This is a genomic window from Pseudomonas sp. 2024-210, assembly GCF_045062345.1.
GTDB lineage: Bacteria > Pseudomonadota > Gammaproteobacteria > Pseudomonadales > Pseudomonadaceae > Aquipseudomonas.
Genome location: NZ_JBJGEJ010000001.1, coordinates 315,079 through 341,378, shown reverse-complemented (window position 1 = coordinate 341,378; position 26,300 = coordinate 315,079). Strand labels below are relative to the sequence as shown.

22 protein-coding genes are annotated in these 26,300 nt (G+C 56.5%); 12 read left to right on the top strand and 10 right to left on the bottom strand.

The genetic code is table 11. The features are described 5' to 3' along the window. Positions 1 to 6: 6 nt before the first annotated feature. From ACI7MX_RS01580 to yaaA, 8 genes are all read right to left on the bottom strand, one after another. Positions 7 to 1,425, bottom strand: coding sequence for an alginate O-acetyltransferase (locus ACI7MX_RS01580; protein WP_405588782.1), 1,419 nt, complete (start codon positions 1,423 to 1,425; stop codon positions 7 to 9). Between the two features lie 11 nt (positions 1,426 to 1,436). After that, a complete protein-coding gene (algG, locus tag ACI7MX_RS01575; RefSeq protein WP_405588785.1) occupies positions 1,437 to 3,008 on the bottom strand; it encodes a mannuronan 5-epimerase AlgG in 1,572 nt (523 codons plus the stop codon). A gap of 26 nt (positions 3,009 to 3,034) precedes the next feature. Further along, positions 3,035 to 4,507, bottom strand: coding sequence for an alginate export family protein (locus ACI7MX_RS01570; RefSeq protein ID WP_405588788.1), 1,473 nt, complete (start codon positions 4,505 to 4,507; stop codon positions 3,035 to 3,037). Then, on the bottom strand, positions 4,504 to 5,724 hold the full coding sequence (locus ACI7MX_RS01565; protein WP_405588791.1) for an alginate biosynthesis protein AlgK: 1,221 nt from the start codon (positions 5,722 to 5,724) through the stop codon (positions 4,504 to 4,506). Before ACI7MX_RS01565 ends, ACI7MX_RS01570 begins: the two co-directional genes overlap by 4 nt. Positions 5,725 to 5,726: 2 nt before the next feature. Further along, a complete protein-coding gene (locus ACI7MX_RS01560; protein WP_314485554.1) occupies positions 5,727 to 6,896 on the bottom strand; it encodes an alginate biosynthesis protein Alg44 in 1,170 nt (389 codons plus the stop codon). A gap of 34 nt (positions 6,897 to 6,930) precedes the next feature. Continuing rightward, the gene (alg8, locus tag ACI7MX_RS01555; protein ID WP_122786469.1) at positions 6,931 to 8,412 is read right to left on the bottom strand and encodes a mannuronan synthase; all 1,482 of its coding nucleotides are present in this window, start codon (positions 8,410 to 8,412) and stop codon (positions 6,931 to 6,933) included. A gap of 101 nt (positions 8,413 to 8,513) precedes the next feature. Beyond that, a complete protein-coding gene (locus tag ACI7MX_RS01550; protein WP_314485557.1) occupies positions 8,514 to 9,830 on the bottom strand; it encodes a nucleotide sugar dehydrogenase in 1,317 nt (438 codons plus the stop codon). Positions 9,831 to 10,488: 658 nt separating this feature from the next. After that, entirely contained in the window at positions 10,489 to 11,268 is a 780-nt protein-coding gene (yaaA, locus tag ACI7MX_RS01545; RefSeq protein ID WP_314485560.1) for a peroxide stress protein YaaA, read from the bottom strand. A 164-nt stretch (positions 11,269 to 11,432) separates the two neighbouring features. Between yaaA and ACI7MX_RS01540 the strand changes: the two genes are divergently transcribed. Then, positions 11,433 to 12,560 carry a polysaccharide deacetylase family protein gene (locus tag ACI7MX_RS01540; protein ID WP_405588796.1) on the top strand — a complete coding sequence of 376 codons (1,128 nt, stop codon included), beginning with the start codon at positions 11,433 to 11,435 and terminating at the stop codon, positions 12,558 to 12,560. 34 nt (positions 12,561 to 12,594) lie between these two features. Here ACI7MX_RS01540 and ACI7MX_RS01535 read toward each other — a convergent pair whose 3' ends face one another. Next, positions 12,595 to 12,915 (bottom strand): hypothetical protein, encoded by a 321-nt coding sequence (locus ACI7MX_RS01535; RefSeq protein WP_314485564.1) that lies wholly within the window; start codon positions 12,913 to 12,915, stop codon positions 12,595 to 12,597. A gap of 474 nt (positions 12,916 to 13,389) precedes the next feature. On the opposite strand from ACI7MX_RS01535, the gene ACI7MX_RS01530 reads away from it, so the two are divergent. Both ACI7MX_RS01530 and ACI7MX_RS01525 read left to right on the top strand, forming a co-directional pair. Further along, a complete protein-coding gene (locus ACI7MX_RS01530) occupies positions 13,390 to 14,784 on the top strand; it encodes a PhoH family protein (RefSeq protein WP_405588799.1) in 1,395 nt (464 codons plus the stop codon). A 223-nt stretch (positions 14,785 to 15,007) separates the two neighbouring features. Continuing rightward, the gene (locus tag ACI7MX_RS01525; RefSeq protein ID WP_314490163.1) at positions 15,008 to 15,916 is read left to right on the top strand and encodes a LysR family transcriptional regulator; all 909 of its coding nucleotides are present in this window, start codon (positions 15,008 to 15,010) and stop codon (positions 15,914 to 15,916) included. Here ACI7MX_RS01525 and ACI7MX_RS01520 read toward each other — a convergent pair. Further along, positions 15,905 to 16,351 carry a DMT family transporter gene (locus tag ACI7MX_RS01520; RefSeq protein WP_405588802.1) on the bottom strand — a complete coding sequence of 149 codons (447 nt, stop codon included), beginning with the start codon at positions 16,349 to 16,351 and terminating at the stop codon, positions 15,905 to 15,907. The genes ACI7MX_RS01525 and ACI7MX_RS01520 overlap by 12 nt on opposite strands. 158 nt (positions 16,352 to 16,509) lie before the next feature. On the opposite strand from ACI7MX_RS01520, the gene moaC reads away from it, so the two are divergent. From moaC to ACI7MX_RS01475, 9 genes are all read left to right on the top strand, one after another. Further along, complete coding sequence (gene moaC, locus ACI7MX_RS01515; RefSeq protein ID WP_314490166.1) at positions 16,510 to 16,983, top strand: cyclic pyranopterin monophosphate synthase MoaC; 474 nt, start codon at positions 16,510 to 16,512, stop codon at positions 16,981 to 16,983. Next, entirely contained in the window at positions 16,980 to 17,225 is a 246-nt protein-coding gene (locus ACI7MX_RS01510; RefSeq protein ID WP_314490167.1) for a MoaD/ThiS family protein, read from the top strand. Before moaC ends, ACI7MX_RS01510 begins: the two co-directional genes overlap by 4 nt. A 2-nt stretch (positions 17,226 to 17,227) precedes the next feature. Further along, on the top strand, positions 17,228 to 17,680 hold the full coding sequence (gene moaE, locus ACI7MX_RS01505) for a molybdopterin synthase catalytic subunit MoaE (protein ID WP_314490169.1): 453 nt from the start codon (positions 17,228 to 17,230) through the stop codon (positions 17,678 to 17,680). A 131-nt stretch (positions 17,681 to 17,811) separates the two neighbouring features. Next, a complete protein-coding gene (tssI, locus tag ACI7MX_RS01500; protein WP_405588807.1) occupies positions 17,812 to 19,860 on the top strand; it encodes a type VI secretion system tip protein TssI/VgrG in 2,049 nt (682 codons plus the stop codon). After that, positions 19,847 to 20,734, top strand: coding sequence for a DUF4123 domain-containing protein (locus tag ACI7MX_RS01495; protein WP_405588810.1), 888 nt, complete (start codon positions 19,847 to 19,849; stop codon positions 20,732 to 20,734). The genes tssI and ACI7MX_RS01495 overlap by 14 nt, the downstream gene beginning before the upstream one ends. Further along, positions 20,731 to 23,424, top strand: coding sequence for a toxin VasX (locus tag ACI7MX_RS01490; RefSeq protein WP_405588813.1), 2,694 nt, complete (start codon positions 20,731 to 20,733; stop codon positions 23,422 to 23,424). The genes ACI7MX_RS01495 and ACI7MX_RS01490 overlap by 4 nt, the downstream gene beginning before the upstream one ends. Then, positions 23,409 to 24,134 carry a hypothetical protein gene (locus tag ACI7MX_RS01485; protein WP_405588816.1) on the top strand — a complete coding sequence of 242 codons (726 nt, stop codon included), beginning with the start codon at positions 23,409 to 23,411 and terminating at the stop codon, positions 24,132 to 24,134. Before ACI7MX_RS01490 ends, ACI7MX_RS01485 begins: the two co-directional genes overlap by 16 nt. Beyond that, positions 24,127 to 25,194, top strand: a complete 1,068-nt coding sequence (locus tag ACI7MX_RS01480) for a DUF6708 domain-containing protein (RefSeq protein ID WP_405588819.1) — start codon at positions 24,127 to 24,129, stop codon at positions 25,192 to 25,194. The genes ACI7MX_RS01485 and ACI7MX_RS01480 overlap by 8 nt, the downstream gene beginning before the upstream one ends. Next, positions 25,187 to 26,251, top strand: a complete 1,065-nt coding sequence (locus ACI7MX_RS01475; RefSeq protein WP_405588822.1) for a DUF6708 domain-containing protein — start codon at positions 25,187 to 25,189, stop codon at positions 26,249 to 26,251. The genes ACI7MX_RS01480 and ACI7MX_RS01475 overlap by 8 nt, the downstream gene beginning before the upstream one ends. Positions 26,252 to 26,300 lie beyond the last annotated feature (49 nt).

The window sequence follows — 26,300 nt, the reverse complement described above, 5'->3', positions numbered from 1 at the left end:
GAAACCTCATCGTCCGGCCTGCGCGGTGTGCTGCGCAGAGGAGGGGAATACGTTGCGTGTGCAGAGTTTGGCTTCGACTTGCTGCGCGTCACCCGCGTCATCCGGGCCCTGAATTTCAAGGGCTAGCAGGTTCTGGTCGGCCCAGTCTTCATCGGTGCGCAGTTCAAAGGCGAAACGTCCGTCTGTGTCGGAGGTTGTCGGCTTGTCGATTTTCAGAGTCTCGTGGCGACCGTTCATATACCAGAGGGTGGCTTGCAAGGTTTTCACCGACGGGTCGGCGAAGCGGATGTCAATTTGATGGTTGGCGTTGTGCAACGGCTTGTTGGTGCCATTGACCAATAGCTGGTTGGTGCCGGGCTTGAGTGTGGTGCTCTTGCTCAACAGTGCAGGCTTGCCTTCACAACCGTTGTCCAGCAGCGACATCATCTGGCGGTAGGTGACTTCCTGATCGAGACGGTACAGCGGCGAGAATTCCCAGATCAGCACCTTGGGCGGGGTCTTCTGGAACTCGTCGCTGCCCAGGTACTGCAACATCGACCCTTCGAGACCGCCGCCGGGGAAGGCGACATTGAGCACGTCAGCGCCGATGTATTGCTCCAGGAACCCGGCAAAGTTGTAGTTTTTGCCGCTGTGGCTGGTGCCCACCAAGGTGATCTGAGGGTTGGCCTCGTCACTGAACAGGTCGCCGTCGCCCGCTTCGCCTTTGGGCTCGGTGCTGAACTGATCCATGTACTGCACGGCGTAACTGGTGCCGCACAGTTGCCCGGCCATGTTGTGCAGGGTGCCGGTTTTGCCCATGCGCCCGGAAATTTTGGTTTCAAACTCGCGCTGGGGAATGTCGGCAAAGCCGGGGATTTTTTTCACCGTTTCGGCAACGATTTTGGCCGTGCGCTCGGCGCCGTAAGGTGTCCAGTGCTGGTCACCGCGGAAGTAGAAATCGTGCGCCTGTTGCTCGTCGGTCAACGGTGACAGGTCGGGCACGTAGTAGCCCATTTTGGCAAAGCGCCCGAGCATGGCCTGATAGTTTTTCAGGGCCGTGTCGTAGTCGAATGATGCGCGCTCGGCTGGCATCAATTTACTGCGATTGACCAGCCCGCGAGTCGGCTGGTAAACCACGACCAATTCCACCCCTTTGCTTTTGAACGCATCGTGCAGTTGCTGCATGCGCTTGTAGCCTGCGGGCGTGGTTTCGAATTGGGTGCGCAGGTCTTCCTGGGTGCGGAACAACCAGTCACCTTTGGCCTGCACCAACGTGGTGAAGTTTTGCTGGTAACGCGTGGTGTAGTTCTTCGCGTCGTGGGCTTCGGGGCACAGGTTGCAGCACTCCTCGGCGGTGAACGTCGGGGCTTCGATTTCATCGGCTTGCACGCCTGCGCTGGCAAGCAGAAGGCCGGCGGTCAGCAACGTGATCAAATGGGGGGGCATAACAGTCATCCTCAGTCGCGCATTTCAGTCTGGCGTTCAACGGGGTCGATCAACACGGCTTTTTGCTGGCGCACCATCAGGTCGAGAATCTCGTCCTGACGCTCACCCAGAATCCCGTTCAGGCTGATACCGCTGGATTTGGTCGGGGCCAGCATCGACACCCGGTACAGCTCGATGCTCAGAGGCGAATCGATGCTTAATGGGCCGCTGCCGTTACCGGCCAGCTCGCCACCCACCAGAATCAGCGACACTTCGGTGTCGAACGGGTCGAGGTGAATATCGCGGTCGGTGTCGCTCAGGTCTTTGATGTGGCCGTAAACGCCCGTCAGACCGTTGGCCATCGAGAGGTTTTCATACAAGCGAATATTCACGCTGTTACGCACCCGGATGCCGTGGCGACGGTTGTTGAAAACCTTGTTGCCCCACAACAGGTTGTCGCCGCTCTCATAGAGGGTGATGCCATCGGTGTGGTTCTGGAAAATCTCGTTGTCGGCGATCAGGTTGTTAACGCTGTTACGGTCGATCACCAGCCCCGACAATTTGTTGTTGTGGCTGCGGTTGTTGAAGATGAAGCTGTCATCCACTTCACGGGAAATGATGATGCCGTGTTTGCGTTTTGTACCGAACACGTCGTTCTCGGCAATGATCAGGCCGTGTGAACGGTCATGGGGGTCAATGCCGTAGACGATGTTGTCGCGGTAAGTGCTGCCCTTAACCACAAAGTCGCGGGTTTCGTAGCAGTAGAAGCCGTACCACATGTCCGAGAACTCGGAGTCGACGATCCAGCCCGTGGGCTCATCGCGTTTGACCACCTTGGCCATGTTGGGCGTGTACTGAGAAATACTCACCCCGTACGACTTACTGTTGGCGTAGCCAAAGCTGGCCATCTTGCTGTTGACGATGTAGGTCTGGGTGCCGCCCCAGGCCAGCAGGAACGGACGAAATTCTTTTGCGTCGCGGAAAGTGGCCGGGCCGTTGGCCTTTTCACGCCAGCCAGTGACTTGGGTGTCACGCACAAACAACTGGCCATCGTTGACCATAAAGGAGCCGCCCTCTTCGGACAGGCGCAGCTCTTTGGTGCTGCTGTCGATGTCCAGAATGCCTTGATGCCCGACCACAATCGGCAAGCGCGCCAGGTACACACCCGGTGCGGTTTCACTGAAGTATTGTTTGGGCAGGCGTTTGGCCAGATCCTTGAGGTTTACATAGCCGTCGTCGATGAAAATCGCCTGGGGAATACCGCCTTGGCGCACCACCCATTCGGCCATTTTGTTATCGCCGCCGATAAAGTCTTTCAGGGCGTTTTCTTGCATCATGCGGCGCACACTGACTTTGCCGGCTTTGCTGCGCACAATCTTGGCCGCAGCGGCTTCGCGGGTGTAGCCCGACAGGTCGGGCAGGGCGGGCTTGGCAATGTCCAGCGGCGCCGACGGGGCGGTGCTGACGGTGTAGGTTTTGGCTTGTTGCAGCTCTTTGGCCACCGTCTGCTCTACCGGCGAGACGGAGGCAAAGGCGGCCGAACTGGCCAGCAGTAGCGCGCCAGCCAGCAGGCTGATCGCGCCTTTGTGGGCAGGATGATTCATGTCACGCACTCCCGTTGGCGTAGTCATCAGAAGCGCCAGATCACGTCAACAAACGCGCGGTGCATGTACGAGTCGACGTTCTTGCCGTAGGCATCGCCCGGCTTGAACACGCCGCCACGAAAGCGCACCAGCGCTGAAGGTTCGTCAATCGACTGGCTCAATGCCGCTGGCAGCAGGCCCTGTTTAAAGTACTTGGTGACCACCAGATCCATTTCCTGACCGAGGTCGTTTTTACCGTCGATCAACGGCAGTGACGTGCTGGACAGCAAGCCGCTGGTAGGGTCTTCAGTGTTTTCAACGGCGTTGATACCGTTACTGCCCACCGGTTTGCTGGCGTCTACGCGCCAGAACTTGTGGTAGACCAGCGAGGCATCATAGTCGTCGCGCAGTTGCCACGAGGTGAACACGCTGGCGCTCTGCATGTTCTGCATTTCGCCACGGAATGCCTCACCAAAACGGTGAACCCGCGAGCGGGTGCCGGTGAAGTTCGAGCGGTTGCTCTCAAGGCCAGTCTGTTGGTAATCGGCGCTGGCGCGCGAATAGGCCGCACCGACTTGCCAGTTCGGATCAAGGCGCAAGCGAATGCCCAGATCGGTGGCCCAGCCGTCTACGTTGTCACTGGTTTTGTCACCCGCCAGCGTGCGCCCGTCCACACTGGACGTGGCCAAGTTGTCACGTTTGCCGGTCATGCCGGTGAGGCTGGCCCAGTAATTGACGGTGTTGGTGTTGCGGTAGTTGTAAGCGTCGCTGTTGGCTTCGATGCCGAGCCAGGTCAGGTCACCGTTCTCGGTTTTATCCAGTGCGTCGACTTCTTCACCCTGATGCTTGAGCTTGCCATCGTCGTGGGTGTGATGCGCGCGCAGGCCGACCCATTGGCCAGGTGTCCACTGTGCCGAAATATCACCGAACAGGTGCAGGCGATCCTTGTCATCCGGGGCCAGATCGTGAAGGTCGGTGCGGTACTCGCTGAAGCGTTCAGCGGCGCCCAGATTAGCCTTCAGCAAGGTGGTGTCGAACGTCCAGTTCAGCGCTTCAATATTGGTGTCGCGCCACAGGCCGTCGTCGTTGCGCAGGCGCTGGCGACCCAATCGCAGCTCTTCGCCGGGGTAGGCGGTGAAGCCTTTGTAGCCGACCCAGAATTCACGCAGGGCCAGGTAGCTTTTATCCGGGGTGCGCGAATCGTTGCTGCTGGTTTGTTGCTCATCGGCCTGTTGCAGGGTGTCGGTTTCGATGATGTCGCTGGACGTCACCGCCTGCCCCATCACGTAGGCACTCCAGTTGCCATGCTCGAAATACGCCCATGGGCGCAGGTCAAGGGCGATACCGTTGACGTCACCGCCGTCACGGGTGCCAAGGTCGCGGTCGTCTTCGGACTGCGCGGTGATTTTGGTCTCAAGGCCGAAGTTCTTTTCATCGGTCAGGGCGGCCAGGGTCGGGCATGACCACAGCAGCGCGAAAGACAGGCCAATGCCCGCTTTCACAAAGGGATTGAGGGTCATAGGGCTTCCTCGCCGTGTTCTTGTTCTAGCTGTGCACGCAGCAACAGGTTGGCGCGCAGGGTGCGTTCTTTTTCCAGCAGGCGTTCGGCCTCGGCGCGTTGTTCAGGCGGCAGTTGCTCGTCGAGCTGGCTCGCCAGTTCATTGCCCTGCGGGGTGTCCTGGAGTTTCGCCAGTTGGCCGAATACATAAGCGTTCAGCAGGTTGGGCTGAGTGCCTTTGCCTTGGGAGAACAACTGGGCGATGGCGAAGTCGGCGCTGTTTTGGCCGTTACGTGCAGCCTTGAGCAAATGGTCGAGGGCTTTTTGCGGATACACCTGGCCCAGATAACCGCGACGGTAAATCTGACCCAGGTAGTAATCCGCCGCGACTTCTTTGTCCACGGCACGCTGGAAGTGCGCCTCGGCTTTTTTCGCGTCCGGGGTTATCCACTTGCCGTCGTAATACATCCGCCCCAGCAACAGCTCGGCGCGGGGTAGATCGGCGGCGCGGCCGTTGTCCAGGTATTCCTGCAACTGAGCGGTGTCGCCCTGATCCGGGAAGTCATAGAGCAATTGCGCCAGGCTGACCCAGGCGGCGGGGTAACCGGGGGCGATATTTTCCAGTAGCGATTTAGCCGTCTCGGGATCGGGCGTGCCCAACGTCGGATCGGCCAATACCCGGGCTACACCGTCGACCTTCTTGGCCGAGGCTGCTCCACTGCGATACGCGCCTTGCAACTGCTTGACCAGCTCGGCCAGTTGCTCGGTTTGACCGCGTTTTTGGTAAATCGCGGCCAGCTCGGGGTAATAACCGGCGTTGCCCAGGGATTGTTCGAGCAAGCCCTGTGCTTCAAGCAGCTCGGCCTCGGTCGCATCGGGCTTGGTTGCCAGCAGGCGGCCAAGACGGCCCTGAGCACGGGGTGAGGTTTGTGCGGCCGCGCGGTAAGCGGCTTCGGCTTTCTTCAGCTGATCGGCGTCTGGATTCGTCATCCAGATGTCCGCCAGTCCGACCTGCGCCTCGGTGTAGCCCAGATCCGACAACGCTTGATAGTTACGCTGAGCGGTGGCGGTGTCGCCGCGTTTCAGGGCTTCATTGGCCAGACGCTGATCAGGCAGGCCCGCACAACCGGCCAATGCAATGGCCAGCAGGCACAACGCCGGCCCTTGTAGCCGCTGCCGCAGGCTGCGATCGGTTGCCAAGCCACCGTAAAGTGCGGAAATGGGGGATGGGTTTGTCATGCTTACAAACCCGCAGCCGAGGCTTTGTCGATCAACCAGTTCAACGATGGCCCACGGTCGCTGCGCACGTCTACCGGACGGCCAGCCAGGGCGCTGTCGAGCGGCGCGTCAGGTTTGATTTGCACGCGAATGTCAGACGACAGGTCATCGCTGTTAAGGCTGGTGCTGCTGATGATCTTGCCGCTGCGTTGGCCGTCTTCACCGGCAATCTGGAAGTTCACACGGGTACCCGGCAGTACGTCACCGAACTGGCGATAGCTGAAGCGTGCGGCAATCCCGGCTTCGCTGGTGCGCGGCACCAGTTTGAAGATCACATCACCTTTGCTGGCGTATTGACCATTGGCAACCACTTGCTCCGCTACCACGCAATCACATGGCGAGGTCAGGGTGCCGGTCATTTGCTTGCCGAACAGGGTTTCGATGTTCTGCGGTTGCAGCTGATTTTCGTCCAGATGCCCTTTCAGCACGTCCAGCATGCTGGTGCTGAAGGTCGCGATCGGAGCGCCGTTGGCGGCCAGCTGATCGTCTTTGACCAGGCTTTGCACAGTGCCATCGCGGGGCATGGTGATGTTCAAGGCGGGCACGCTGACCAGCGCCGATTGCGCGTGGGTGACGAAATACAGGCCGTACACCGATTTGACGATAAAACCGAACGCCACCAGACCGACGACAAACACACCGGCGCTGAGCACCACGGCTTTCATGCGCCCGAACGGGCTCATGCCGCTGCCGCCATCCTTGACCTTGCGCGCTTTGGTGAAGTTGTCACGTTGCAGGGTGGCAAGCATTTCGCCCATGGTCACGATGTCGCCACTCAGGTGCGAGGTGATCAAGTGGCGCAAGGTGGCGATGTCTTGCAGGTCCAGGTTCTGGAACTGGCAGCCGACGCGGCCAGTCTGGCGGTCAACATTGCGCACCAGCAGGTCGACGTCCATGGTCAGGCCGAGGTTATCCACCAGAAATTGCAGGCGGCCTTTAAACACGTCGCCGACTTTGAACGTCTGGTTGGCCGCGTTGAAGCTCAGGCCACCGGCCGAGAGGTCGATCAGGCTGGCTTCCATCGGCGCGCGTTCGGCCGTGAGAAAGCGCAGCTTGGCCGGGATTTTGACCCGCGCATGCTGGCGCTGGGCTTCGGATTCGTGGACAACGTTGGCGTTAACTTGAGTGTTCATGGGTCTTATTCCTGATTAATTCGGTCGGGTCGGTTCAGACCATCGTCAGCAACACAGCAACAAATATGCTGGCAGCCGAGAAGGTCATGGTTCGAGACGACCAGGTGTTGAACCAACGTTGAAAGCTGGCCAGATCACGGGTCAATTTAGTGTCCTGACGGGTCCAGGATTGTTGGTCTAGGCGGAAGAACACGTAGATCTTCACCAGTGCCCCAACGATCTGGTTGTAATAGAGAATCACCGGGTAAGCCGGGCCGATGCTGTGGCCAGAACAGGCCAGCAACAGGGTCAGAATCAAGCGGGTTATGCCAATCCACAGCAGGTAGGCAATAAGGAACGTGATGCCGTATTTGGCCGTAGCGATCAGCGCTACGGTCAGGCCCAGCAGTGAGGTCCACATCGACACACGCTGGTCGAACAGCACCAGGCTGGTGAAGGCACCGAGGCGTTTAACACCCAGCCCTAATGCGCGGGCGTTCTGGCGCAGGTTGTTGCCGTACCAGCGGAACATCAGCTTGCGGCTGGCTTTGATAAAGCTCTTTTCAGGCGGGTGTTCCACGGTATGGATCGCCGCGTCCGGCACGTAAAAGGTGTCGTAGCCCAGACGCATCAGGCTGAACCAGCTGGACTTGTCGTCGCCGGTCAAAAACTTGAAGCGGCCCAGACGCCAGTGTTGCAGCGAGTCACTTTCCACATCGGCAATAAAGTCGGGGTCAGTCACCACGTTGGCACGGAACACTGACATGCGTCCGGTCATGGTCAAGACGCGCTTGGACAGGGCCATCGAGCACATGTTGATGTGGCGTTGAGCAAAGCGCAGTTTGTGCCATTCGCTCATGATGTAGCCGCCGCGTACTTCGCAGAACTCGTTAGTGGTCAGGCCGCCGACATTGCCGAACAGCTGGAACCACGGCACGGTTTTGCGCACTACGCCTTGAGCGAGCACGGTGTCACCGTCGATCACTGCTACCACTGCGCGGTTGTCGGGCATGTGCCGCGAGATGGCGCGGAAGCCATAGGCCAGGCCGTCACGTTTGCCGGTGCCGGGAATGCGCACAAAGTCCAGCTTGACGCGGTCAGGCGGGTTGAGGCGCTGCCACATGCTTTTGACCAGCAGCTCATCGGACATTTCCACCAGCGAACACACCACGGTGGTAGGCAGGCCGCAGTCAATGGCTTCGCGAATCACCGAGCTGTACACCTGCGCGGTGGTCAGTGCGTCGATTCGAAAACTGGTGACCATCAGAAACACATGAGACGGGTCAGCCGCCTTGCCCAGCTTGCGTACCTTGCGGCGCAAGTGGGGGTACACCACATATAAAAACAGCATGCCGCGCAGAAAATGCGTGGCACCCATTGAGTAGCGCCAGATACCCACGGCGCCAATCAGGAAAATAAAGTTCTTCGACTCTGAGTCAAAGGTAGAGGTCGGCAACGCTAGCGCGAGGCCCATCAACAGGCTTAGAAAAAACAGCCAGCCCGCGGATTGAAGTAACACGTTTTTTAACTTGGACATTTGCGTCATCCGAAGGTGAAGAGGGCTTCGAGCTGCAAGCCGCAAGCTACGAGTGAAGCGCTGTAAACTTGCGACGTGCTGCTTGAAGCTGACGGCTGCTGTTACCAGCAGATGCCTTCGGTGCGGCTGGTGGTGCTAGTCGCCTTGGCCATAAAGCCAACCAGGTCGATGACTTGTTTACCGGCCGGTGCGTTTTGCGCCAGGGCACGGAATTTCTCGTCACGGTTACCCAGAATGATCACGTCGCTGTGATTGATCACTGCGTCGAAGTCCGAGTTGAGCAGGGACGACACGTGAGGGATTTTCGATTCGATGTACTCTTTGTTCGAACCGTGCACACGGGCGTATTCGACGTTGGTGTCGTAGATGCTCAGGTCGTAGCCTTTACCGATCAGCATTTCGGCCAGCTCAACCAGCGGGCTTTCGCGCAGGTCATCTGTACCGGCCTTAAAGCTCAAACCGAGCAAGGCGACTTTGCGTTTGTCGTGGCTGGCAACGATGTCGAATGCGTTCTGCACTTGCGATTCGTTACTGCGCATCAGCGAGTTGAGCAGCGGCGCTTGAACATCCAGCGAACCGGCGCGGTAGGTCAGGGCGCGGACATCTTTAGGCAGGCAGGAGCCGCCGAACGCGAAGCCCGGACGCATGTAGTACTGCGACAGGTTGAGGGTTTTGTCCTGGCAGACCACGTTCATCACTTCACGGCCATCGACACCCACTGCTTTGGCAATGTTGCCGATTTCGTTGGCGAAGGTCACTTTGGTGGCGTGCCATACGTTGCAGGTGTACTTGATCATCTCGGCCACTTCGATGTCCTTGCGGATGATCGGTGCGTCGAGTTCTTCGTACAGCGATTGCAGCACATCGCCAGAGGCGGTATCGAACTCGCCGATGACAGTCATTGGCGGCTGGTCGTAGTCGGCAATGGCCGTGCTTTCGCGCAGGAATTCAGGGTTTACGGCGACGCCGAAATCAACACCGGCTTTCTTGCCCGAGCATTCTTCGAGAATCGGGATCACGACATTTTTCACAGTGCCCGGCAACACAGTGCTGCGCACCACGATGGTGTGGCGGCTGGTTTTTTCACGCAGCACAGCGCCGATTTCGCGGCACACGGCTTCGATGTAGTTGAGTTCCAGATCACCGTTTTTCTTGCTCGGCGTGCCGACGCAGATCATCGACAGGTCGCTGTCACGGATGGCCGAAGCAAAGTTGGTGGTGCCGCGCAGACGGCCTGTTTGAATACCCTGAGCCAACAGTTCGCCAAGGCCCGGTTCAACGATGGGCGATTTGCCGAGGTTGATCAGGTCAATCTTGTCTTGAGAAATATCAACGCCAATAACTTCATGGCCGCGGGCAGAAAGACAACCGGCACAAACGGCGCCGACGTAACCCAAACCAAATATGCTGATGCGCATCGTAATTGACCTCTGTCATGTTCAAGCCACTGAGTGGCCTAAGTTAAAAAATAAGGGCGAACTTGGAATTACGGCGTAAGTAACCCGCAATACCGTAAACAGGCACTGTTATGTTTCAACGCTGTTTAAGTTGCACTTTAAAAGTGCAGCTACTTAATGTCTTGTAGGACAATTCAGCTTGGCATCCTCCGCAGATACACGCAGGGGGATACCTCAAGCCATTGATTTATATGGCACGAAGACGTTGAGTAGTGATTCGCTTTTGATCACCACACCCCGGCAAACCAGAGCGTGTTAAGCGTTTATTTTATGGATGCTGCGTAAGTCATTTCCTACAAGCTCGGTAATAATTGTTACGGATTCTATGAGCGGTGCTTCGGTACATAGTTCCGGCCCGCCTATCTCGTTTTTAGTTATTACTGGATATGTTTTAAATGATGGCACTGGTTGCAAAGTGATGGCCCCAAAGGTTTCGCCCTTTAGTTGCAGGGAGTTCATTCGTTGCGATAGTTAAGTGCCACTATTCAAAAAAAATTAGGTGCCACTATGAAAAAAAATCCGATTTGTCGAGTGAATTTATATTTACCGAGGGGTGGGGAGGGCGAAACGAGGGGTGACGCAGCCTCAGTGAGCTGAGGTGCGTCGAAAAAAGGAGGGGTTATTCGGGGGCGTGATCGCGTAAAAAAACCAGCAGGTCGGGTTTTGATTGCTCGGCACTGTAGCAATACCCCTGAGCGTCAAATTGCTTGAGGTGTTCAGGGTTGTTGATGCGTTCCTTGATCACAAAGCGGCTCATCATGCCTCGGGCTTTTTTCGCATAAAAGCTGATGATCTTGTGCTGACCGTTCTTCAGGTCCTTGAATTCGGTATTGATGATGCGCGCGTTCAAGGCTGATTTTTTGACCGCTGAAAAGTATTCGTTGGACGCCAGATTGAGCAACACATCGTCGCCTTGTTCGGCCAGTGCTTCATTCAGCCATTCGCTGATTCGCGTCCCCCAAAAGGCGTACAAGTCCTTGCCGCGGGCGTTAGCCAGCTTGGTGCCCATCTCCAGCCGGTACGGCATCATCAAGTCCAGCGCACGCAACAGTCCGTAAAGACCCGAGAGCATACGCAGATGGGTTTGCGCATAGTCAAAGTCGTCTTCATTGAAGTCCACAGCATTGAGTCCGGTGTACACATCGCCTTTAAAGGCCAGCAGCGCCTGCTTGGCATTTTCGGGCGTGAAGTCGGGTGTCCAACTGCCGAAACGGGCAGCATTGAGGCCTGAAAGCTTATCGGACAGGTGCATCAGCTCGCCAATCTGTTGCGGGCTTAACTCACGCAATTGCTCGATCAACGCCTGCGAGTGGTCCAGGTACTGAGGCAAGGTAAAGCGCGCAGTGGCTGGCGGCGTTTCGTAATCGAGGGTTTTAGCGGGTGAAATCACCATCAGCATGGGGTCGTCTCCTTTAAGCGTGGGTGCGATTGTAGGGAGTTGGGCGGTTTGACTCCACCTATCAGCGTTATAGAGAGCTTCAAGCTTCAAGCTTCAAGCTTGAGGCTTGTGGCTTGTAGCTCCGCAGTTATAGTGCTGGCAGTTTTTTATTGGGAGAACAACCCGTGCGTGTGGCTCTTTTTTTATCGACCTGGCTGTTGTGTCTAGGTGCAATGGCGGCGCCCAACGAACCGGCCACCCTGGACCGCAGCACTTGGCCGGAACAACTGAGCAGCCCGGCCCTGTTTGACGTGGCCTCACGCGCAGAAATCCTCACTTTCGCCCATGCCTTGCTAGACACAGAGGCACTGGATGCAGACGCCCTCAAACAGCGCCTCAACCTGAAGTACATCAATATTGACGCCATAGACGCCGTTCGTGAACGCATGTGGCAACGGCTGTTGGCCAACTACAGCGCCGCCCAACAGAGCTGTGATCAGGATGCGTCGTTTTGTTACTACGTCGAAGACATGCCCACGTTGCGCGAACAGGCCGGCAAATTTGTCGTGGCCGACGACTCGTTTTACGCCGCATGGGCCGAGCCGAGCCGTGAGTTCCATCGCCGTTATCTGGATGAACAGCTGCGAATGGCGGCGTTGTTCCCGCAAATTGCCAGTGAAGTCGCTGTGTTCGGTGAGCAGGAGTTCAGCGGCGATCAAATGAGCGACCGACTCTTTATGTTGACGCTCGACAGTGGCCCCAGCCAGTCACCGGGCACAACAGACTGGCTGACCGACTACTTACGCAAGCAATCCATGAGCGCGACCTTCTTTGTACTCGGCAATAGTCTGCAAGCGCGCCTCGGCAAAACCTCTGAACAGGCCGTTCAATCGCTGTACAAGGGCCAGTGCGTTGGGGTGCAAGGCTGGGAATACCGCTCGCACAGCCATTGGCAAGACTGGCAGGACTCGATTGTGCGCAGTACCGCACTGGTCAAACAGCAGCTACCCGACAATTACGTGCCTGTGTTCAGACCCCCCTATGGGCATCGACGTGCAGACAGCGGCGCATTTTTCAAGTCTCATGGTTTGCAAGTGGCCTTGTGGAACATTGATTCGCAAGACATGGCCGCCAGCCTCACCGGCGAGCAGTCGGCGCATCGGGTGTTGACCCTGATGCTGTTGTGGCGTCATGGGGTGATTACCTTTCACGACACTCAAGACAAAGTGCGCAGCGCAGTGCCTTGGTTACTGAAGGCGACCGCCCAGAGCGGTTTGGGCTGGCAAGAATGCGGGGCAATGGGTCACCCGTGAAGGGAGTGCCCGCCGGTGAAGGCGGGCGAGGGCGTCACAGAAGGCGCAAGGCCAGGTCGGTACCGACGCGAAGGTATTCAACTTGAGCCACGATAGCGTCCTTGACGATGGCCTCACCGGTGTCAGTGAGCTTGGCTTTTTTGGCATCAATCACGGATAGCTGGAGCAACTGCATGGCAACGTCCATCGCCTTTTGGAAGGCGGTGATGTTGTTGTGCAGGCCAAACTCGCGAATGACCGCCTCCATGCGTTCGTCTGCATTGTCGCGAAGTTGTTGGTATTCGGTAAAAGACACGCTGGCGTCTTTATAAATATCACGCAGCATGTCTTCCAGGGTTTTGGAAATCGGGATCATACGGCCTCCTTCGGCTTAAGCATTGAGGAATCAGGCTGAAAGCAGCCTGCCACGAAGCTTACGTGCGCCTTCAAGGAGGGCGGACAAGACGCATCCGCGCTTTTTGTCAGAGGGTTCTGGCATTTTTGTCAGCAGAATAAATTTGGCGATTTGAAGCAGAGATAGCCAATTTTTGGTTCAAAAGCGTATGACTGTGTTTCAGGTGATGACTAAGCCTAGTAGCGATTTCAGATGACGCCAAGCCCATTTTGGCCGTTAGAAAAAAATAGTTAAAAAGCACAAGAAAAGCTTTTTTTTGTCACACAATTTGGAGTATTACGAAGACAGACAGCCGAAACCTGCAACACAGGTGGCGTCTTCCAAGACCCATCGGGCAGGACATTCATCTGGCAGGTTCAGGTGAATAGGCAGTCACTTCGAGGCGCAGCACTGTTGAGGTATTGCGTCGAATGGCTCCCACAAAGGTGACCGAGTATGGATGATCACGGACGCATTCCTTCTTCCAACCAGCCAATCCTTTATGTACTCGATACCAATGTTCTGATTCACGATCCAAACGCGTTGCTCAACTTCGAGGAACACCACGTCGCGATCCCGATGACGGTGCTCGAAGAACTCGACAAACTTAAAGCCGGTAAATTACTGGTGGCGGCGGAGTGCCGCCAGGCGATCCGGCTGATCGATCAGTTGTTGGGCGTTGCTTGCCCCGAAGATGTCGAAAAAGGCGTGCCCATCCAGCGTGGTAAAAGCGGCCCTAAAGGCTTCCTCTCCATCTTGATGAACAAGCGCAGAGAACCCAATACGCTGCTGCCCGAAAACCTCAACGACAACATCATCATCAACCAGTTGATCGACTTGCATGCCCGTCGCCCCGACTGGCATGTGGTGCTGGTGACCAAAGACATCAACATGCGCCTCAAGGCGCGTGCCTGCGGGATCGAAGCCGAAGATTACAGCACCGACCAATTGGTTGATGACGTGTCGATGCTGTCTCGCGGCTATCACACCATGACCGGCTCCTTCTGGGACCGTGTCAGCAAAGTTGAAACCCGTCAGGGGCATGGCCGTACCTGGCATCAGGTACAACTGGTGGACAATTTGCCCGCTGTGCATATCAACGAGTTCATCATTGATGAACAGGGCTTTGTCGGCTGGATCAAGGAAATTCGCAAAGACCACCTGTTGATTCTCGACTTGCATCAGGAGCCGTTACTGCATCAGGAAGCCTGGGGGCTCAAACCTCGGGACATTTATCAGGGGCTGGCGCTGTTTGCCTTGCTGGACCCGGATATTCACCTGGTCAACCTGTCGGGTGCGGCGGGTTCGGGTAAAACCATCCTGGCGTTGGCGGCGGCCATTGAGCAAACCATGGTCAGCAAACGCTACCGGCGCATCATCTGTACCCGCAGCGTACAAGGGCTGGATCAGGAAATCGGCTTTTTGCCGGGCACCGAAGCCGAGAAGATGGAACCTTGGCTGGGCGCGATCACCGACAACCTTGAAGCCCTGCACATGGAGGACGAAAGCACTCACGGCAGCGTTGATTACATCCTTAGCAAAGTGCCTTTGCAGTTCAAATCCCTGAACTACATTCGGGGCCGCAGCTTCCAGCAAAGCCTGATTTTGATTGATGAGTGCCAGAACCTGACACCGCACCAGATGAAAACCATCATTACCCGTGCGGGTGCGGGCTCTAAAGTGGTGTGCCTGGGCAACCTGGCGCAGATTGATACGCCTTACCTGTCGGCCACCAGTTCGGGGCTGACCTACCTGACGGAGCGTTTCAAAGACTTCCCCAATGGCGTGCACATTGCCCTGCAAGGGGTGCCTCGTTCGATTCTGGCCGAATACGCCGAATCCCATCTGTGACCCGGACCCGGGCGGCGTTAAGCCGCCCGGTTTCACCCCCGATCCGCCCCCGATCTGTAGCCGCTGCCGAAGGCTGCGTTCGGCGGCGAAGCCGTCGTAAAACCGCAAAGCAGGGTTTCAGGATTTACGGTCGCTACGCAAGCGCACGCGGCTTTCGGCAGCTGCTACGGGTATGACCAAATCGCGTTAAGCTGCACGGCACAGGCATGACAGGATCGTCAGGATGTTACTGCGCAACATCGATTTAAACCTGCTGGTGGTGCTCGACGCGTTGCTCACGGAAAAGCACGTGACCCGCACGGGCATCCGCTTGCACCTCAGCCAACCGGCCATCAGCCACTCATTGAACAAACTGCGGGTGCTTTTGGACGATCCCTTGCTGATCCGCCAGGGCAACGAGGTGGTGCTCAGTGTTCGGGCACAAAACCTTCAGGCCCCGCTCAAAGCCATCCTTGGACAGATCGAATCCTTGCTCGGCCAGTCCATCGACTTTGTACCGGGCGAGTCGCAACGCACCTTTCGTGTCGCCATGTCGGATTACGGTGCGTCGATTGTACTGCCCGGCTTATTGGTGCAACTGCGCGCACAAGCGCCCGGCATCTCCTTAGTGGTGGTGCAAGACAGCCGCGCGGGCATGCTGGAGCAAATCGAGCAGGGCAAGATAGACCTCGCCCTCGGGGTGTTTACCAGCCTGACCGATCAGGTACGCAGTGAGGTGCTGTTTGAGGAGACCTTTACCTGCCTGTTAAACCGGCACTCGCTGCCTGAGCAGGGCGAGTTCGATCTGACGGGTTATCTGGCGCGTGCGCACTTGCTGGTCTCCACCGACGGCAGTACGCAGGGCGAAGTCGACAGCGTGCTGCGAGCGCGGGGTTTGCAGCGTCGGGTGGTGGTCAACGTGCCGCACTGGAGCGCAGCCCCGGCCATGATTGTCGGCACGGACTTGATCCTCACCGTGGCCACCCGCACCCTCGACAATCTGGCGATGGGCGACAGTCTGGTCACCCTGCCGCCGCCCTTGGCCATTGCGCCCTTTAACTACGTGCAGGTTTGGCACCCGCGTTTAAACGACGACCCGGCTCATCGCTGGCTGCGCGCGTTAGTCAAACAGGTGGCGGCATCAACCCCGTGAAGCGATGAAAAACCCGGCCAGCACCACGCTGACGCCGATCAGCTTTTGCAAGCTGGGCATATGCCGAGGCAAACCGAACAACCCGAAATAGTCCATCAGCACTGAAATCAGCAACTGGCCGACCACCACGGCCATGATGAAATTCAGCGCACCCAGACGCGGCACAATCATCAGCGCCACGGTGATGTAAAACACCCCGGTCAGCCCGCCCAGCCATACCCACCAGGGCGCGCCGAGAAGCGCGGCACCATTGGGGCGGGGCACTTTGATGAGCAGCATCACCACGGCAATGGCGGCACCACTGACACACAACGAAATCGCGGTGGCCCAGAACGGGTGGCCCAGTAACCCCCCCAGGCGGGCGTTGCTCCCGGCCTGCATAGGCACCGCGGCACCGGCCAGCAGGCTTAACACTATCGCAATAAAAAACGGCATCTCTGCACCCTCTGAAGTTTGTACCGTTTTACGGCGTAGGAGGGCGGGTGACCAATTCGATGTTCTGATGCGCGCTATTCGCGGGATGGATGGCCCGGCGGGCGTGGGCAAAGCCAACAGTCGGGTTTAAACTCGACGCTCTTGTCTGGAGTATTCCCGTGCTGACTCATTTAGATTCCCAAGGCCGCGCCAACATGGTCGACGTCACCGACAAAGCCGTGACGTCCCGTGAAGCAGTCGCTCAAGCGGTGGTGCGCATGCGCCCCGAAACCCTGGCCATGATCGTCAATGGCGGGCACCCCAAGGGCGATGTTTTCGCCGTGGCCCGTATTGCCGGAATTCAGGCGGCGAAAAAAACCGCTGACCTCATTCCCTTGTGCCATCCCCTGATGCTCACCAGCGTCAAAGTCGAACTCAGCGCCCAAGGCACCGAGGCGGTGCTGATTGTCGCGCGTTGCAAGCTGGCCGGGCAGACCGGGGTTGAAATGGAAGCCCTGACCGCCGCCAGTGTGGCAGCGCTGACCCTTTACGACATGTGCAAAGCGGTCGACCGTGGCATGACCATCGAAGGCGTGCGTGTGCTGGAAAAACTAGGCGGCAAGAGCGGTCACTTCAAGGCTGACCAGGCATGAAACTGAACGTCATGTACTTCGCCCGTTACCGCGAAGCGTTGGGGCTGGAGAGCGAAACGGTCGAAGGCGAGTTCGCCACCCTTGAGCACTTGCGTGGGCATTTGCTGCAACGCAAAGGCGTCTGGCAAGTACTGGCAGAGCGCAACCTGATGTGCGCGCGCAATGAAGCGCTGTGCAAGCTCGATGAACCCTTGGCGGAAGGCGACGAGGTGGCGTTTTTTCCACCGGTCACGGGAGGCTGAACATGTCGATTCGGGTACAAGCAGCGGCGTTTGATCCGGGCGCCGAAGTCAACGCCCTGCACGCGGCCAATCTGGGGGTCGGGGCGGTGGTGAGCTTTGTGGGGTATGTGCGCGACTTCAATGACGGGCGCGACGTGGCGGGGCTGTTTCTGGAGCATTATCCCGGCATGACCGAAAAAGCCCTGAGCAAGATTATTGCCGAAGCCGAGCAGCGCTGGCCGTTGCTCAAGCTGCACGTGCTGCACCGTGTAGGCGCGCTGGAACCGGGCGAACCCATTGTGTTTGTTGGCGTAGCCAGTGCCCATCGTCAAGCCGCCTTCGATGCCTGCGCCTTCGTCATGGACTACCTGAAAACCCGTGCGCCGTTCTGGAAGAAAGAACAGACCTGCGATGGCCCGCGCTGGGTCGAAGGACGGGCCAGCGATGGCGCCGCGGCTGACCGCTGGCTGAAATGACGGTTTACGAGCACCTGCCGGTGCTCCGTAACGATCCAAGACGTATCTTTTAAAAAATTCAGAATCCTCCTACAACCTCCTTACCCCTCTATCCGTTAGCGTTCAGCCCTTCATTTAGGGAGGAACGCTGCATGTCCACATCTGCCCGTCAACACCCCTTCACCCTGCACATTCCCAACGTTAAGCATGATTTCAGGGTTCTGGAATTCACCGGCGATGAGGCCATCAGCACGCCCTTTGCCTTCAAGGTTGAATTGGTCTGCGAGCAGGCCGGTATTGATCTCGACACCCTGTTGAGCCACAGCGCTTTTCTGGCCTTCGACAGTCAAGGCAGCGGTATTCACGGGCAGATATCGGCCATTGAGCAGGGCGACTCCGATAGCCGTCTGACCCGTTATGGCCTGACCCTGACACCGCATCTGGCCAACCTGGTGCATCGCATCAACCACCGTATCTTTCAGAACCTGACCGTCCAGCAAATCATTGAACAACTGCTCGAAGAGCACGGCATTTTCAGCGATGCCTACGCCTTCAATGCCTTTTCGCCCTGCTTGCCGCGTGAATACTGCGTGCAATACAACGAGTCCGATTTGCACTTTATTCAACGCCTGTGTTTTGAAGAGGGTTTTCACTATTACTTCAAGCATTCGCCGGACGGCCACACGATTGTATTCGGTGACAAACAGCAGGCCTTTACTCCGCTAAAACACCCCACGCCTTACGTACCCAATAACGGCATGGTCGCCGCCGAACCCTCAATCGACTGCTTTAAGCTAAAACTGAAAATCGGCACCAACCACATCGTGCGCCGCGACTACGACTTCCAGAAGGCCAGCCGTACGCTGGAGGCCGACAGTCATTTCGAAGGCAAGGAACGCGTTCTTGAGGATTACAGCTACCCCGGTGGCTTCAAAGAGAAAGCCGATGGCGAACGCCTGAGCCAGCGCGCGCTGGAGCGTCACCAGAGCGGCCATCGACAGGCCATTGGCGGCAGCAATCTGCCGCGCCTGTGCAGTGGCCACTTTCTGACCCTGAGCGAGCATAAAAACACCGCCTGGAATGGGCGCTGGTTGCTGACCCTCGTTCACCATGAAGGCAAACAGCCGCAAGTCCTCGAAGAACAGGGCCGCAGCGGCCAGACTGCACAGCCCGGCGAATTTACCCAAGGCTATCGCAACACCTTTGAGGGCATCCCCGAAGTGGTGACTTACCGGCCGCAAAAGGTCTACGCCAAGTCGCGCATCATTGGCAGCCAGACCGCCCGTGTCACCGGGCCGGCGGGCGAAGAAATCCATTGCGATGAATTCGGGCGGGTTCGCGTCAAGTTTCATTGGGATCGCAGCGACCTCAACAACGAGCAAAGCAGTTGCTGGGTCAGGGTGTCGTCCAGTTGGGCCGGGGATGGCTATGGCGCCGTGACCATCCCCCGGGTGGGCATGGAAGTGCTGGTGGAATACCTCAATTCAGACCCGGATTTTCCGGTCATATCGGCGTGCCTGCCAAATAGCATCAACCCGGTCGCGCACGAACTGCCCGCCCATAAATCCCAAAGCGTGTTTCGCAGCCGCAGCACCCCCGGTGGTGGCGGCTACAACGAACTGCGCATCGAGGACCGTCTAGGGCAGGAACTGATTTACCTGCACGCCCAGCGCGACCTGCAACAGCACATCAAAAACGACAGCCGCGTGCACATCGAAGGCGCCAGCGAAACCCGGGTCACGGGCAACAGCGTGGTGGTGCTCAAGGCGCAGGAGCAACACACCGTCACGGGCGATCGCAAAGTGCAGCTTAAAGCCAGCGACCATTTGCAGGTGGCCACCAGCAGCCACACCCGGGTGGGGCAACTTCTGGCCGCCGAGGCCGGGCAAGAAGTGAGCATCCAGGCGGGTGCTCGGGTGGTGCTGGAGGCGGGCGCGAGTATCACGTTGATGGCGGGAGGTCAGCATCTGGTGATTGGCGCCGGGGGGATTTTCAGCAGCACGCCGATTGTGCTGGGCGGGGCGGCAGTGCCGGGTACGCCGGCCAGTCCGTTAATACCGGGTGAAGTCGAGGCCTTGCACAGCCTTGTGTTGGCGTCTGCGACGCAAATGCAGGCGTTACTGCAGAAGCACCCGGCTTGCCCGCAATGCGAAGCCTTGAAGCAAGCCACTGTTCAAGGAGTCCACCATGTCGACGCTTGAAACGCTGCCTGACGATCTGCCTTGGCAGACCCATGCTTATCTGCTGCTCGACGGCGTGAGTGTGAACAACCTGCAAGCCAGGATCACCGAATGGTACGGCACGCCGGAAATTCAATTGCTGTACGCGACCACACCGTTGGCACTTTGCAATGAAATTTCTCCCTGCCTGATCACGCTCAATGGCCCGCACACGCCCGGCCTTGGCCACTACCTGGCCCATAGCGGTGAAGAATGGGGCTATTTGATTTTCAGCCAAGCTAATGCGTTCGACGTCATCCGCCACTTGCGCCTGTTGCTCAATGCCCAGTATCAGCCGCAAGGGCTGAACGTATGGCTACGGGTTGGCGATCCAGCGGTGATGCACGCCGTTTTAAGCCAAGCCACCGACACCCGTAAACCTGAAGTGTTTGGCCCGATGGAGCGGGTCGTCCTGCCCGATGTGATCCGCAATGGCTGGCACCAACACACTCGCCCCGAAGGCACAGTACGGGGCTTGCCTGACGGGCCTTACGGCGTGTGCGAAGCGCAGCAGGCGAAGCTGGATGACGTGAGCTTTCGCGGGGTCATCAAAGAGCTGGAAAAGCACCTTCGAAACACATTCCCCGACGCTGGCGCCGGTTTACCACCGGAGGCGCGATGGCAATGGATCCATGAACTCGCCAATCAGGCCTATCACGCGGGCTATACGGGAGAGCTGGACATATGGCGTTACACCACGCTCGGCCTGATGTTGGGCAACGAGGTTTTGCAGCGCCACCCCGATATTGCCGCGTTGATCACTCAACCGTCCGAACTCACTGCATCACTGCGCCTTGAGAAAGCCGTTGCACTCGCCTTCTCAAGATTCCAGAGCCTTGGGAGCAAACGCCCATGACGCTGACAAACCCTAACCATCTGGATTTGCGTCGCAGTGATGCAAAATCGGCCCTGGGCGTATGCCCCTTGCGCAAACCCAAGGTGCAACTGTTACCGCTGCGCTATGGCCTGGTCGAGCGGCTCGACCCGGGGGCGGCGTTGTCCTTGCCTTACCAGACCACCTCACGGCCAATGGGCATACGTCTGGTGCGAGATGGCTGGCTGTACGTGATCGACAACACCAGCGGCTACCTGCACGAATACCGGGTTGAAAACGGTGAAGTCAGCCAATTTGTCTGGCAAGGCAACGAGGCCAGCCAGGACCACCGCCAAGGCATGGACACCCAGCATGTATTGCTGTTCTCACGCGCCACCACCTTGCACATCGCCTACAGCGAGGTTCAGTGGACGGCCAACAAATGCTCAAAAATGATCGACAGCCGCCCCGACCGTGATCACTTCATGCAATGCGTCGACTTGAGCAGCGCCGATTGCGTCAAAGGCGGGGCGCATTTGCTGACCGACGCGCAAGCCAAGCAGTGGCTGGCCGAAGTCGCCGAAGCGCCCTCCAGCATTGCTCCGTCAGAAGGCTTTCACCCGCAGGAAACCCATGACTACGTCTGGGAAGACACGCCACTGTTCAATAAGACACCCATGGCCGCGGTCAAACGCCAGATGCTGGCAGCTTACGAATACGACCATTTGTACCTGGTGTTCAACGACACCCTTGGGGTCATGCGCGACCTGGCCGTAGAACAAGACACCGTGGTGAGCTGGATCGATGAGTGGGTGGCCAAGGAAAAACATGAACTGAAATACCTGGTGGGCAGCTACATCGAAACCCTGATGGTCCTGAACGACCAAAGCGCCCCGAGCGCGGGGGTGAGCCCCAAACTGTTCGAAAAAACCACAGCGCAACAGCGTGAAGCGATTTACGACTATTTGAATGCGCGCAATACGTTAAAAGGCCTGCCCAGCAGTGCCCGCCCGGAGAAAGCCGCCTACCCCGGACAGGGTTACGACGCCAACAGCCGGGCGGTTCGACAAACCATGGACGACAAAAAACAGGCCATGCACGACGCCCTTGGCCAACCGCTGCATGACGAACTGGAAGACGACATCGAAGCCCTGCAAGACCACGGCGATGCCACGCTGCAAGGCAAAGGGTTGGGCGCTCGCGGCATTCATGATTTGGTCCGGCATCAGGAAATGACCGCCTACCTCGAAGCGCAACGGGTACACATCAAGCGTTGGACCGCCCGACTGGACCGCATCACTGTCGACCGCACGCACCTCTTAACCCGCGGTGACATGCACCGTAGCTTGTGGGCCTACGACCCCAGCATCGAAGAACAACTGCACGCCGTGCTGGTGGCCGAGCACAACTGCCTGCGCGACCTGTGCCGCACCGATGAAAGCCTTGAAGCGGTCAGCGAATACTTGCACGCGCACCCGTACTACCTGTTACCCGCCTTCGGCAGCCGACTGGACTGGACCTTTCTCAACAGCAAAGCGCCCGACCTCATCAAGCTTCTGGATGACAGCCTCCACGCGCAGGAAAACATTGCCAAGGCCCAAGCTCACCGGGTGCAAGTGAGTGAACTGATGGGGCGGTATTGGGGTAACAGCGTGACGCTCAATCAGCCAGCGTCCAACAACAGCCTGTTGGTGCAGGCCATCTATGCGCCTGCGGCCGCGCTGCGCACAGAGCAATGGCTGATCAAACTGCAAACCGAACTGAACAACCCCACGCTCAAAGCGCATCTGGACGATTTAAACACCGTCAGCAATCGCGCTCATCGTTTAGCCGGTCTGATCGCACTGGAACATTCAGGCGCGACCTTACACGTGGCCAGTGCACAGCACGTGCAGGAGTTCAGCATCCGCATGGCCAACCTGAATGTGTTGCTGAAAAACGAAGACACCTACAAGTACAACTTCAAACTGTCCCAAAAAGACAGCAACCGCAGATACCTCAGCGACCTGCAGCGAGAACGCGCCCGACTCAACGTTGAGCGTTACTACAACTTGTGGAACGAAGCTCGTTCGCAGCGCTGGCAGTTGGTGCAACAGATTCAAAGCAGCCTGACGGTCACCAGCAGCCAGGCGGCCGGTTTTATTGGGGTCAAACTTGATCTTGATCCACAGCAAAAGGCTTATCTGGATGAAGAGATAAAACGGCTGCGCTCCGGCGTGCGCGGAGGCTACGGCGAAGGCCACGCGGGTGTGGCAGCGTTTAAAAGTGGCTGGCTGCCGCTGGCGTTGATGTTATGGCAGACGCAGGCGTTGAGGGATGCTTGGGTGGCGTGGGGGAAGCAATCAGGCGTGGGAGGTGTTAAAGAAGTATTAATTGGCATGGGAGTTATATCGGGGACAGGGGCATCGGCTTTATCGGTTTATCAGAGCGTGCATATCGCTATCATCGACAAAGCATTCAAGGCTGTTCAATTAGGCAGTGGAAATGCCAATGGAATGTTATTGGCAGTGAAAATGGGGAAGCTGGGTTTAGGGGTTGGGATTATTATCGCTCCATTATCATTTCTCTCAGCTCTGGGTATATCGATAAGCAATTTCAACAAATGGATTTCAGCCATTCGTACAGGTAGTGTTGGTGAAAGGGCCGGAGCATTTATAGCGCTTAGTGGAGATACAGGTAATAGCGTATCAACAGGCATGTGGACGGTAAAACCATTATGGATTATCGTTTAGTTGCCGTAGCAAAACATCAGGGTGCAAAAGCGTTGGGTGAAGCTTGGGCATTGGGCAATAGCCGCTACATGTTCAATACCGCCAGACTCACACCATGGATGCTAGGTTTTATGGCGTTGAGTTTCGGAGGGGAGACTATTTATAAATATTACAATCTTGATGAAAACCAACGATGGTTGTTGAACTGTTGCTGGGGGAATGAAGATCAAGAATGGGATTGGCCCACCCATGCGCAACGGTTAGCCGAGGCTACATTGCAGCCAATTATTACAGATCAAGGTATTAAGCAGCCTGAAGATGAATTGGACAGTTTTCGTACTTTGACCGTGAGTTTTCCGGGCATGAATGTACGGGCTTTGGCGGAAAAACCAATTGAATTTACAGCACAGTGGCAACGAGATAATTTCACCGCCCTGAAAGAAGTCGGTGAAGAAGTTCGCAAAAGCTGCAAGCTTGTTAGTAATTTCCCTCTCGCAGTGCAGATCAACTTACCGTATGAATGGTGTGGCCCACAAGCAATGCTCTTAATGCGGATTTCGGTCCAGCCTGAACTGGCAATCAAACCACTTAACAATAACAATTTATTTCTGCAATACCGAATTCCTTTGGATCTTGGGAGTGTTAATGCGCCCATTAAAGGAGTTGCGGGCGTCCCTCATATTGGAACTGTTGAAGGGTATGAGCTAAAGCTGGAGCACCTCAATGAATGAGCCAAAATATGAACGCTTACCTCATGCCGGGGATTTTGAAAATAAACACGGCACAGAAGCGTTTTATCTTTCTCCCATGCCCTTGCCGACGGGAGCCGCTCCTTTTGATGGGTTGCGAATGCATAGAGAGGTAAATGACGTTTATCTAGATTTTGGTCAGGGCGCCAGCAGTTTTGAGTTTATGGTTAGAGCTGCTGTGGGATCGATAATGTTTATGGTTATCTTTTTTTGTATTTCAGGGTTGGCATTGGGGATTCATGAATATGTAGAGTATGGATTTTCACCTTTTAGAGTTTTTCTTAATTTAGTTCTTCCAAATTATTATTTATGGGGATTCCTAGCCATTCTTATGATTATGTATGGCGTCCCCCTGTATCAAACTATCCACCAAATAAGCTCCAACACCCCGATTCGTTTCAACCGTCAACGCCGCGAAGTCGTTTACGTCCGAGAAAAAGGCCAACCTCCTCTGATTGTTCCCTGGGAAGAAGTCATTGCCTGTGTCACAGCGGGCACCCTTGTTACCCAATACGCCGTTATATCCAGCTATTCCCTGAGGATTGGGCTGCGTGACAGCACCAGCGGCGAAGTGGTGTGGTTAACGCTGGCCACAGGTCATCCAAGTTTGGCCCTCAGCGAATGGGAAGCGCTGCGGGTGTATATGGAGCAAGGCCCGGATGCCTTGCCAACGCCATTACTGATAGACGAAGAGTTTCAAGAAGGCACCGTGGCGTACTTCCATATGTGCCGAGGGGTTTACCGCGAAATGCACTCCTGGCCGGTGTATGCCTTTGGCTTTTTGACCATTCAGTTTTGCAGCGGTTGGACATTGCCTTGCCGGTTTTCCCAATGGATAAACACCCGCCCGAAGGCTGCCTTTCCCGAATCGATTCGTGAATGGTCTAAACCTTTACCCGCCGAACAACACGCTCAGCCCAGCGCAGCGTTAGTGCAAGAAAGCGCCGAAGTGAATTTGGCCCTTAGCCAAGGGCAAAGCCTGATGGATTATTACAAGGTCAAGTTTTCAGAGCCTGAGCTCACGGGTGAAAGTAATGGGTGATTCTAAATACAATCGGCTACCGCATGCCGGGGATTTTGAAAATAAAAACGGCACAGAGGCGTTTTATCTTTCACCTAAGCCTTTGCCCACGGGAGCAGCTCCTTTTACTGGGTTGCAAATGCATAGAGAGGTAAATGATGTTTATTTGGATTTCGCTCAGGGTGTCAGAGGCTTGGAGTTCGCTGTTCGCGCTTCGTTAGGTTCTATAATATTTATGGCGATTTTCTTTGCTGTAGTGAATGTTGTTTTAGCTTATTCAACTTTTAGTTATGGCTGGCCATTTTGGAGTACTTTATTTAAATTTATTCAAAACCCGTTAATGTGGGGTTTTCTTATAGTTCTAATGATTATGGCAGGTGTTCCCCTTTACCGAAGCATCCATCAGAAAACATCTACACCCCCTATCCGCTTTAACCGTCAACGCCGAGAAGTCGTCTACGTCCGAGAAAAAGGCCAACCTCCGCTGATTGTTCCCTGGGAAGAAGTCATTGCCTGTGTCACAGCGGGCACCCTTGTGACCCAATACGCCGTGATGTCCAGCTATTCCCTGATGATTGGGTTGCGTGACAGCAACAGCGGCGAGGTGTTGTGGTTGACACTGTCCACAGGTCATCCAAGTTTGGCCCTCAGCGAATGGGAAGCGCTGCGGGTGTATATGGAGCAAGGCCCGGATGCCTTGCCGACGCCCTTATTGATAGACCAAGAGTTTCAAGAGGACACCGTGGCGTACTTCCATATGTGCCGGGGGGTTTACCGCGAAATGCACGCCTGGCCGGTGTATGCCTTTGGCTTTTTGACCATTCAGTTTTGCAGCGGCTGGACATTGCCTTGCCGGTTTTCCCAATGGATAAACACCCGCCCGAAGGCTGCCTTTCCCGAATCGATTCGTGAATGGTCTAAACCTTTACCCGCCGAACAACACGCTCAGCCCAGCGCAGCGTTAGTGCAAGAAAGTGCCGAAGTGAATTTAGCCCTAAGCCAAGGGCAAAGCCTGATGGATTATTACAAGGTCAAGTTTTCAGAGCCTGAATTTCATGGTGAAAATGAAGATGTCTGAAATTGAATGTTTGTTGTGGAACTATGACTCCTACTACTTAATGGGATGT